The sequence below is a fragment of the candidate division KSB1 bacterium genome (genome assembly GCA_034505495.1).
Classification (GTDB): Bacteria; Zhuqueibacterota; Zhuqueibacteria; order Residuimicrobiales; family Krinioviventaceae; genus Fontimicrobium_A.
Genome location: JAPDQV010000005.1, coordinates 52,470 through 64,104, shown reverse-complemented (window position 1 = coordinate 64,104; position 11,635 = coordinate 52,470). Strand labels below are relative to the sequence as shown.

Genomic DNA, 11,635 nt, shown 5'->3' with positions numbered 1-11,635 from the left:
GGATATCAGGCGCCGAGCGACACCTTGAACATTGCCTGCGTCGGCGTCGGCGGCATGGGGCAGAACAACGTCCATGAAATGGCCACCGAAAACATTGTTGCCCTTTGCGATGTGGACTGGAATTTTGCGGCGCCGGTATTCGAGAAATACCCCAAGGCCAGGCGCTTCAAAGATTATCGCGCCATGTTCGATGAATGCAAAGAAATCGATGCCGTAATAATCGCCACTCCCGATCATACGCATGCAATCATTACCCTGGCGGCGATGGAACTAGGCAAGCACGTCTATACCCAGAAGCCGCTGACGCATACGGTTGCCGAAGCGCGACAGCTTTCCGAAGCGGCCGCTAAAAATCCCAAGCTTGTTACACAGATGGGTAATCAGGGACATTCGGGCGAAGAAATTCGCCTGGAGTGCGAGTGGATTCAGGACGGCGCCATCGGGCCGGTGCACGAGGTACATGTCTGGACCGACCGGCCGGTTTGGCCGCAGGGTATCTATGAGCGGCCGGCGGAAATGGAGATTCCATCAGGCTTGGACTGGGATTTGTGGATCGGGCCGGCGCGTTTTCGGCCGTACAATAAAATCTACCATCCTTTCAACTGGCGCGGATGGTGGGATTTCGGCACCGGCGCGCTCGGCGACATGGGCTGCCACATGATCGATCACCCTTACACCGCCCTCAAATTGAAATACCCCAAGTCCGTGACCGCCAGCTTTGCCATGGATTTTAAGGACGACAATATCTGGGAAAAGCGGCCTTTAAGCGAGACGTTTCCCCGCGCTTCCATCGTCACTTATTATTTCCCGGAACGCGAAGGCATGCCGCCCGTCAAGCTGATCTGGTACGACGGCGGTCTGCAGCCGCCGCGTCCTGAAGAGCTCGAGCCCAATCGCCGCATGCCGATCAACGGCCAGCTCTACGTCGGCGAAAAGGGCAAGCTGCTCAGCGGCGACGGTATGACGCGGCTGATTCCCGAAAGCGCCATGCGCGCCTACAAAGTGCCGCCGAAGACGATCCCCCGTATCGATGGATCGCACGAGCAGAATTTCATCAAAGCGATCAAGGAAGGCAAGCCGTCCAGCGCTCCCTTCAGCTATGCGGGGCCTCTTACCGAGACGGTTCTGCTCGGCAATATTGCCCTCAAATTCCCTTACCAGTCATTGGAATTCGATCCGGAGGCAATGGTCGTGAAGGGCAACGATGAAGCCACGGCTATGCTCCGTACCGATTATCGAAAAGGCTGGTAATTTGTACGGAGGCTGAGCTTTCTTCAGCCTCCGTTTTTGCAAAAGTGAGGATGCCATGGACGATTCGATGAAGCCGGTGCAAAAGCTTTTTCTAGTCCTGCTGCGCGCGGCAATCGGCTGGCATTTTCTCTATGAAGGGCTGGTGAAGCTTTTCATGGGAAACTGGACTTCGGCCGAGTACCTCAGTGTCTCCTCTTGGATTTTCGCTCCTATTTTCCGACGGATGGCCGCAACGCCGTCGGTTTTGGTCGTTGTTGATTTCCTGAACATTTGGGGATTAATCCTGATCGGCGCGGCCCTGATGACGGGATTGGCGGTGCGGCCTGCCGCTGTTGCCGGTATCGTTCTGCTCGCTTTGTACTATCTGGCCAATCCGCCGTTCGTCGGCCTGGATTTTGGCGTACCGCACGAGGGGCACTATCTTGTGGTCAATAAAACTCTGATCGAGCTGTCGGCTTTGGCGGTGACGGCAGCCTTTCCCACCGGTCGGGTGATCGGCTTGGCGGCGCTTCTTCCTCAACGAAAGACCCAAGCGAATGCCGCTGAAAACTTGGAAACCGCGGTGCCGCAGGGAAAACTGACTCGCCGGGAGGTTCTGCGCGCCGCGGCGACACTGCCGGTTATGGGTGCTTTTGCCTATGCCTGGGTGAAAAAACGCCAGTGGCAAAGCTGGGAAGAACGCAATCTGATCGACGCCATGACCAGCCCGAGCACCAAACTGTTCAATCCGGCCGAGTTAAGTCAATTAACGGGCACAATACCCAAGGCCAAGATCAAGGAGGTGGAGTTCAGTCGTCTGATTTTAGGAGGCAACCTGCTTTCCGGCTGGGCCCATTCGCGCGATCTGATCTATGTTTCACAATTGGTCAAGGCTTATCACAACAAGGACAAGATTTTTGCCACGCTTCTGACCGCCGAGCGCTGCGGCATCAATACGCTGCTCACCAATCCCATTCTTTGCACTTTGATCGATGAGTATTGGCGGCGCAACATCGGTAAGATTCAGTTCATCTCCGACTGCGCCGGACTGAACTACGATCGCGGCGTCTATGCAGTGCCGTTCAACGAGTATCTCGACCGCATCAAGCGGGCCATCGATTACGGCGCTGCAGCCTGTTATATCCAGGGCGAGACGGCGGACTATTACATGAGTCACGGCCGCGTCGATGAACTGGCGCAGGCGATTCAATACATTCGCGACCGCCGGGTGATGGTCGGCATCGGCGCGCACCGCATCGAAACCATCGAGGCTTGCGTCCAATACGGTTTCGAACCGGACTTTTGGATGAAGACCCTGCATCATCACAACTATTGGAGCGCCAAGAATCCCGAATGGCACGACAATATTTTCGACTACAATCCGCAGCGGACCATTGAGGTGATGCGCAATCTGGCGCAGCCGTGGATCGCCTTCAAGGTGATGGCGGCCGGCGCCATCCATCCGCGGGATGCTTTCCGCTATGCTTTTGAAAACGGCGCCGACTTTATCTGCGCCGGCATGTACGATTTTCAAATGGTGGAAGACGTCAACATTGCTTTGGAGGTGCTCAACTCGCCTTTGAATCGGCAGCGGCCTTGGCGGGCTTGAGGGATGCGGAAGCAGAGCTGAGGATGTCGTCTTTGATCTGCATCATATAATCGAACGCCGCATCGTGTTCGTTGGGAATGACGCCGTTGAGGATGGCCTCCTCAATGGCGTTTTTGATTTTGCCCACCAGCGGACCGGGTTGAAGACCCAGCACCTGCATGATTTCGTCGCCGCGCACCGGCGGTTGAAAGTTCCGCAGGCGATCCTTCTCTTCGACCTCGACCAGCCGGCGCTCGACCAAATCGAAATTGGCAAGATGCCTTTTAACGCGCTCCGCATTGGCCGAGGTGATGTCGGCACGGCAGAGGGTCATCAAATCGTCGATGTCGTCACCGGCCAGGAAAAGCAGCCTGCGAATGGCGGAATCGGTCACCCCCTCTTCGGCCAAATGAATCGGGCGCAGATGGAGCTTGATCAGCTTTTGAACGGTTTCGATAAGATCTTTCGGCAGCCGGAGGCGTTCGCCGATTTTTTTGAACATGCGTCGTCCCAATTCATCGTGGCCGTGAAAGGTCCAACCGGAGGCAGGATCGAACGCTTTGGTTGCCGGCTTGCCAACGTCATGAAAAAGAGCAGCGTAACGCAGCGATAATTTCGGCGAGGCGGCCGCCACTTTGTCCAACACCTTCATGGTGTGGTCAAAGACGTCTTTGTGGCTGTGTTTTCCCACTTGTTCTACGCCGGCCAGAGCGGCGATTTCCGGCAAAATGACGTCGAGTATGCCGGTTTCTTTCATGAGATAAAAGCCAAGGGACGGCTTGGAGCTCAGTAAAATCTTATTGAGCTCATCCGTAATGCGCTCCTGAGAGATAATGTTCAGGCGGTGCGCTTCCGATGCGAGGGCGGCGAGCGTCTGCTTTTCGATGTTGAAATCGAGAACCGTAGCAAAGCGGATCGCCCGCAGGATACGCAACGGATCATCGTAAAAGGTCTGTTTGGGATCCAACGGCGTCCGAATGATGCGCGCCTGCAGGTCGGCTAGGCCGTTAAAGGGATCGATGAGGCGCCCTAAAGAGTCGCGATTGAGGCTGACGGCCATGGCGTTGATGGTAAAATCGCGACGGGCCAAGTCGGCAGGCAGGTCGGCGGCGGCCACTTGCGGTTTCCTCGAGTTGCCGCGATAGCTTTCGCTCCGGGCGCCGACGAACTCATAAAGGTAGCCGCGATGACGAATGCTCGCCGTGCCGAAATTCTGATAGATGCTGACTTTGTGTGCTCCCAAGGCTTGAGCGACGGCTTCGGCAAAAGCAGGTCCATCGCCGACAACCACAAAGTCGATGTCCCTTTTAAGGGACAAATTCAGCAGCCGATCGCGTACAAAACCACCCACAACATAGGCTTCAACCTTCAGGTTTTCAGCAATTTGAGAGATAACGGAAAAAATTTTTCCGGAAAGTGCTTTTTTCGACAACGAGCGTACCATTCGACCTCCTGATTAAATTTAAAAAATAGGAGGCTAAAAACAAAATAGCGACTCTTTTTTGTTCCAGTGTCATGCAAATATTACATGTTTTCAATACGTTGCAGATTCTTTCGCTGCAATCCGATACGGTGAAAGGGTCATAACAAAAATATTAACAAGAGATCAGTGGGCCGGTATATGTTGAAGAAAAAGTGGATTAGCCGGCACTTTGTTTGCGTTTTATAACTCGCCCAAAAGCTTATTTCTTAATATTTCGGCATTGCACTTGCATACAACAAAAGATAAAGGGTGGTACTTCAATTAGAGAATAGAAACCGATTTTTCTTCATAGATTGTTTCAAGCTGCTGCAGTCATTAAAAATTGTATCACGAGAAGTGCAAAAATTTGCGGATCTGTTTTGAGGGTACAGCATAGAGCTGTTGAATTTTTTTACGGGATCATGAACATATAACTTTATTAAGAATAAGCATAAAGACGTTGCAGAGCGGATGATTCTTGAGCAAAAAGGCATATTTTTTATAGAACTGGCACCTGAATTGCCTTAACATATACGGTGTTTTTGCCGCTATCGAATTCTTTTAAGGTCAGGTGCAGGGCAACTTGGATCAGCAGCGTTGTAGGCAACTAAATTTTTGGAGGTTTCAATGAAAGGATGGACACCGCGAAGAATATGGGTCTTCGCAATGCTGCTTTGCTTGACATTTTACGGTTTGGCAAGCGCCAAAACGTACTATGTCAACGGGCAGACGGGGAATGACAACTGGAACGGTGAGGCCCGCGAGTATCAAGGCGGCACCATCGGTCCAAAGGCGACCATCAACGGCGCCATCGCTGTTGCGAGCGTAACGGGCGATGTGATCGAGGTACACTATGCAAACGGTTTTATTTACAATGAGGTTAATCCGGAAAATTGTTTGCCTGCAGACCCGATCCATCGCAGCAAAGTCATCACGTTTACGACCTTCGGAGGGACGCCGACCGTCAACACCTGGGTCGTGACAGCCAACACGACATTTATCAGCAACTTTTTGATTGCTGAAAGGTTGTGGCTGAAGGGGAACACTGCTTCACCGACCTCTCCATGTTTGGTGTACGGCGCCAACTATTTAACTATGAAGAACGGCGCGTGGGTGGAGAGGACGCTGGGAAGCATTGCTACGGGCCAGCTGCAGTTTGCCGGGCAGGCCAGCTTTCAATACACCGGCGGAAGACCGGGCGGCCTTCCTATGGTGACCGGTTTGGAGATGCCGCCTTCGGCGAGCACCAACGTTATACGGGAGCTGTGGGTTAGAGCTCCGGTTCTTCCTGCCACCGGCACCAAAACGGATCTGCAGTTGAATGAAAGCAAACAGATGAACGGTTCTTTGACGCTGGAAACGGACTGCAATCTGGACTTGGGCGGCTATACACTGACTATTTCTCAGGGAGCCACGTACGGACACAACAACAGCGGCGACATCACCAACGGTCTGCTGAATTTTGTCATCACCAGTAACAATGTTACAGCTACTCTTTTAGGGGATCGGATTTTGCCGGATGTGACCGTCAATGCTGCCTCTGGGACCAACCGGACGCTGGTCATCAACACAACCAAGCGGGTCGGCATTCTCACCGCCAACGGCGTGGCGAACATGAACGTTCCCAATGCCGGCCAGACGACGCTGAGCGGCGTAATCGGCGGCATCGTCAATAACTCCACGGGACAGATTACCATCGGCAGCGGCACCGCAGTTGACGGACGCACCCTGGATGCGCTGGGCTGGTTGAAGGCCTACAACGGCGTCATCTTTTTCGACGTTCCCGGAGTTGTCGATCTCGGCAATGTGGAGGTCAACGGCGGTACGGTCCGCTTCCGCACCACCGATTCGAACGTCAGACTGTTCGGAGACGGTCAGTTCATCCGCGGCAAGTGGGAGATGAGCGGCGATACAGGCAGCGCCGGAACTCGCAGATTGCGGCTCGGCGGCGCTCTCTACCAGTTCGGCCAAAACGGCACCAACGTCGATTTCGGCACCACCCGTGTCGACAATGTTCAGCTTTATGTTAGTCCGCTTGGCTCCGTAACGGCGCAAACCATCAACGGCAATAAGCCCGGTTCCGTATGGCACGGTACGATGGTTATCGACAACAATACGGTTTCTCCGGGAGTCACCTTTCACGCCGGCGTTTTCGTTGTTTTGGGCCACACAATTTTCAGCACCGGCCGCGTGCTGATCGATCAGTGTGCGGTTACAGTCGGGCAGGACACCACCGCCGGAATTCCTTCCAGCTTTACCAATAACGGCGGGTTTAACGCCGTCAACGGCGGTTTCGTCGAGATGAAGGGCGCCGTCGTACAGAATGTCAGCGGCAGTGGTCCTTTCGGCAGCTTTGCCGTCAACAACGTTACAACGCCGATCGGAGTCAGGATTACTGCCCCGATTACCTGCACGGAATTCTTTTACTTGACCAACGGCCGGGTCACCAACTCCGGAAACATTTCGTTCAACAACGCTTCTGTGTATCCGACGATCGTGCGTTTGAACGGCACCTTTGATGCCGCACCGAATTTTGTGACCATGGTCAACGTCGAATATCAGGGCAACCAAAAGACGACGGATTGGGAGCTGCCGCAGGGAGCTCAGGAGGACAGGCTCTACAGCCTCTACATCCGAACCCAAAACAACACCCTATGCGCCAACGGCGTCGGTTGGGTACGGCTGAACACCAATGCCACGGTGCGCGGCGATCTGGTGATCAATCCGAATCAAATGCTCATCATCAACGACGCGCGCGTGCTGACGCTGATGGGCACCCTGATCAATTTGGGCGGCCACATTATTACGATTCAGCCTACGGCTTGGCTGGTCCTCGCCAATCCCAACGGTACGACCATCATATCCGATTACTATCTGCCGAACATTCGCGTCGCGGCGAATTCCAAGAACAACAAGATCAAGGCGCGCGGACTGGCGGTCGGCAGCGGAAGCATGCCGGATTTCTGTTCCAATGATCCGAACACGCTGATTGCGGCATTGGATCCCGGCAGCATCGACTTTGTCCAGAACGTGCCGCCGCAGTCCTCATCGCTTGAGGTCGAGTTTACCGACACCAACCGGCCGCACATTGACTGGCTGCGGACGCACAATTTCGCCACCTTGACGCTCAAGAGCAATCTGGTGCAAAAAGGCGATCTGACTCATCGCGCCAACGCCATGATCAACATCGGCGACTATGTCTACACCGTGCGCGGCGCCAACATTGATTTGGTGGGCACGGCGCAGATCCTCAGCACTGCTGCCGGAAAGCTCATTTTCAACGGCAGCGTCCAGACCATGAGGCTTGGCCTAACCGGCATCGACTATCCGCGCATCGACGCGAATACCGAGGTTAATCTCACGGCCTCTCAGTTGGATTTGGTGAACAACGGCGCCGATTCGCTGGCTATTACCAAAGACTTTATTATGCGCAATGGTACGGTGAATTTGTTCGCCGATTTGGCGCTGCTGGGCAAAAACTTTTATCTGTACCAGACGGCAACCATGGCGGGTCCTAATACCCTCTATTTGAACGCCGTCAATCCGCCGATGAACTGGTACATTTTCCAAAGCCCGCTGATCACCAACCTGACCGTACAAAAGTCGGTCGACATTCTGGGCAACGAGTATGACGTAACAGTCGCCAATACCTACATCCACCAGGACGGCACCGTCAATCTCGGCTCGAACGATCTGATCATTAGGAACACCTTTACCCGACTTGCCGGTACTTATGAGGCGACGACCGGCTATTTGGTCTATAATTCGGATGCTTCACCGTTTGCGCACGGCAACAGCAACTTTCAAATTCCGAATTTCTGGATCGAATCACAGAGCGGCGTCGACATCACTACAACCGGAAACGGCGCTTATACGATCACCAAGAATCTCTTTCTTAAGAACCGTGATCTGAAAGAGTTTCGGCATCGCGGGCGAATGATCGTTGCCGACGGCGTAACGGTCAAGTATCATTCCGGTTCTTTCGATATGCCCCCGGTCTATCTCGGCAAAATCCGCCTCATCGCCGTTCATCAGGCGGACAACAAGCTTTTGCCTGAAAACGTTTGGCCGGAAAACTCGGGCATCGTCAAGACCTTCATCGTCCGCACCTGGCCGAACGAGCAGGATGATACGGCGCCCAAGAACTACAAGACCATTCGGCTGCCGGTCAGCAACTCGGTTTCCGATACGCTGCTGCTGCGCAACGGCGTGTTGAAGGTGGTGGACGGCAAATCGTTGACCTTTATCGACGGCCTGGTCATCATCCGCGTGGACGGCGAAATCGAAGAGAATTCTTCGGTTGTTGCAGACGGTTCGCACTATAAAGTGATCTACCGCGACAACAATCCGATGGATCCGGGTCTGGATTACGATCATGCGCCGGCTTTCCTCTTCTCCGGCCCGGAATTGCCCGACAGGGTTGAGGAGCTCACCTTCACCCGCTACCGCAACACCAAGAACCGCTTTGTGCAGATTACCAAGCCGGTTGAGGTGTTAGGACCGCATACTTTGACCATTCGCAACGACGTAATCGTGGGCGAAAATGCCAAGATTACGGTCTATGGCGATGTGTACATCCAAAATGAGTCCAACGTCTATCCGTTGGCGACCGACCCGGTGTGCCAGTTCTGGTCGCCGCTCTGCTTTGCCGGTGATCAGGATCAGACGGTGTATGTACCTAAAGACGGCATCGATCTGCGGCCGCCGATGCCCGGCGGACACGGTACGCCGCATCCCATGCCGATTCAGCCTGGACCGGCTCGGCTGGAGATCAATAAGACCAAACCGGCCAACATCGTCGGCGTTGTGGGCGGCAGCCTGCATGTCGATCACATCACCTTCACCAACGGTCTGCTCGACACCGAGGGTGATGCTTACGTCGAAATCTGCGCGCCGTCGCCTGGTTACGGCCAGGGCTTTGACCGCAGCGGCGTTGCTCCCGGCAACACCGGTTACGCCATCGGTCGAATCATGAAGCGGCTGCAGAACTTTGAAGTGGAGGCGTGGTCAAGCAGTGACCGCCAGGAGTTCCCGGTCGGTTCGCTGAACGCCTATCGTCCGATGGTTTTCACTTTCAAACCCGTTAACGGTGCTGTGGTCATTCCGCACAATTTGGGCATCATTGTGCAGCATATCGACAAGTATCCGCAGGGTTCGAAAGGGTTCCCGATCACCGACGAATGCGGCGTAACGTTGAATACGTATTCCGACTTTTACTGGTACGTTCAGACGGAAGGAACCTCATACTCGCAACAGCCTTTCGATCTGGAAGTCAAGGCGACCGGTCTGAAGAACTATACCGACGCTTCCAAGCTGCGCATCATTCGTCGCCATGGCAAGCCCTCGGAGATGGACAACACCTGGACGATTCAGGGCGATTGTCACAGCTATGACAATGCCAATTATTCAACCGGTCCGACTTTGATCACCGAACAGACCCGCGGCGGTCTGCGCAACGAAGGCGCCGTGTTTGCCGTCGGTAAACCCGAAGGTTCTCTGCCGATCCTGACGCATTTCCAGACCGTCTGGTCCGGCAACCCCTACAAGGCGATGACCTTCTACGTGACCAAGGCGGAGTTCTATCCCGGTAAGGCGCTGCAGGTAGGTGACGAGATTGCCGTGTTCGACGGGCAGTATTGCGTCGGCGTCGTTAAATTGACGCAGGCTGCGAGCAAGACCTCGCCGGCGATCATCGTCGCTTCGGCGGACGATCCGGGTACGTCTGCGCGCGACGGTTTCCGCGACGGCAACCCGATCACCTATCGCCTCTACGACTCAAAGACCGGCGATACTTATCTGGCGACCGAAGTGCAGTACTTTAAGGTCGATCAGGATGTTGTCGAAACCAATCCGGTCGTGTTCACCGGTCAGAGCTCGACTCGAGTCGAATTGTACCGTACGCAGAAAGAGATCCCCGGCCAGTTCATTCAGTTGCGGCGCGGTTGGAACATCTTTTCGCTGGCGGTGCAGCCGAGCGGCAGCACGAACCTGTTCAACACAGCCAATCCGACGCCCACAGGCGGCGGCATCCTTAATCCGATCGTGCAGCAGCTGGTCAAAGTCGTTGGGACCAACGAAGGCACCATCGAAAGACTGCTGGGCAATTGGATCAATACGATCGGCAGCTGGAACCCGGCCGAAGGATATTACATCAACGTCAATCAGGATGTGATCCTGCAGGTTCCGGGTACCATTCTGCCGACGCCGATTACGATCAACATGCATGACCGTTGGAACATCATCAGCTATCCGTGCATCGACGCGGAACAGAATGCACTGACGGTTCTGCAGCCGTTGATCAATGCCGGTGTACTCAAGAAGGCGATGGACCAATATGGTCATGCGCTCGAAAAGCTGGCGTTCGTTGGATGGTACAACGGCATCGGCAACATGAAACCCGGTGAAGGCTACTATGTCTATGTTACCACGGCGACCAGTTTTGCGATCAATTGTCCGTCGCAGATGCCCAAGTTGGCCGTGGTCAACGAACCGGCACCGCCCAAGTACTTTGTGCGTGACGAGGGCAATCCTTATATGCCGATGAACATCTACATCTCCGAAGCCAAGATCGACGGTCAGCCGTTGCAGATGGGTGATGAGGTGGCAGTGTTCGACGGCAAAAAGCTGGTCGGTTCCGTGGTGGTCGAGCATGAAATCAATGCTTCCCAGCCTCTGGCTCTGATCGCCGCCATGGACGACGGCAGCGGCAAAGGCTTTACCAGAGGCAATGCCATCTCCATCCGCGTTTGGAAGAAGGATTTGGACAAGGAATTCGAGATTCCTGCCGACAAGCTGCAGTTCAAGCAGTCGCAGGAAAGCTCGGTGGAATTGTCCGCCGCCTTTGAGCCGCGTGGAACGGCGATGGTCAGCTTTGATGTCAAGTTCCAGGCCGCCGAGATGCCCAAGACCTTTGCGCTCGAGCAGAACTATCCGAACCCGTTCAATCCGAGCACGACCATTCGGTACGCCGTGCCGAATGATGCCGACGTGAAAGTGCAGATCTATGACGTCACCGGCAAGCTGGTTATGACGCTGGTCGACGCCAAACAGACGGCGGGCTTTTACGAGGTTTCTTGGAACGGCACCAACGCGGAAGGCATGCGGGTCGCTTCGGGCATCTACTTCTGCAAGATGACCGCCGGCTCGTTCACTGAAACCAGAAAAATGATGTTTGCCAAATAACCCAAACCCTGCTGTCGGGAGGAAGCTTCGGCTTCCTCCCGATTTGCAGAGAAGGAACACTTTATACGGGAGCCAAGAACTAAAAATAGCACAGCCATTCTTTTGCAATCGATATCAATCGGGTGCAAAACAATTGCTGAGCATCATAGTTTAACCAATAGTCGAGAGGAATA

At 54.4% G+C, this 11,635-nt stretch carries 4 protein-coding genes; 3 read left to right on the top strand and 1 reads right to left on the bottom strand.

Annotated features, from left to right (window positions below; genetic code table 11):
• Positions 1 to 24 precede the first annotated feature (24 nt).
• Entirely contained in the window at positions 25 to 1,251 is a 1,227-nt protein-coding gene (locus tag ONB24_03610) for a Gfo/Idh/MocA family oxidoreductase (protein ID MDZ7315189.1), read from the top strand.
• Positions 1,252 to 1,306: 55 nt separating this feature from the next.
• The gene (locus ONB24_03605) at positions 1,307 to 2,839 is read left to right on the top strand and encodes a DoxX family protein (GenBank protein MDZ7315188.1); all 1,533 of its coding nucleotides are present in this window, start codon (positions 1,307 to 1,309) and stop codon (positions 2,837 to 2,839) included.
• Here ONB24_03605 and ONB24_03600 read toward each other — a convergent pair.
• Entirely contained in the window at positions 2,799 to 4,262 is a 1,464-nt protein-coding gene (locus ONB24_03600; GenBank protein ID MDZ7315187.1) for a CCA tRNA nucleotidyltransferase, read from the bottom strand. The genes ONB24_03605 and ONB24_03600 overlap by 41 nt on opposite strands.
• A gap of 645 nt (positions 4,263 to 4,907) precedes the next feature.
• On the opposite strand from ONB24_03600, the gene ONB24_03595 reads away from it, so the two are divergent.
• Entirely contained in the window at positions 4,908 to 11,462 is a 6,555-nt protein-coding gene (locus tag ONB24_03595) for a T9SS type A sorting domain-containing protein (GenBank protein ID MDZ7315186.1), read from the top strand.
• The last annotated feature ends 173 nt before the right edge of the window (positions 11,463 to 11,635 follow it).

Excerpts from the sequence above, each read along its gene's own strand:
- ONB24_03595 (MDZ7315186.1), top strand. The coding sequence starts at position 4,908 with ATGAAAGGATGGACACCGCGAAGAATATGGGTCTTCGCAATGCTGCTT.
- ONB24_03605 (MDZ7315188.1), top strand. The coding sequence starts at position 1,307 with ATGGACGATTCGATGAAGCCGGTGCAAAAGCTTTTTCTAGTCCTGCTG.
- ONB24_03600 (MDZ7315187.1), bottom strand. The coding sequence starts at position 4,262 with ATGGTACGCTCGTTGTCGAAAAAAGCACTTTCCGGAAAAATTTTTTCC.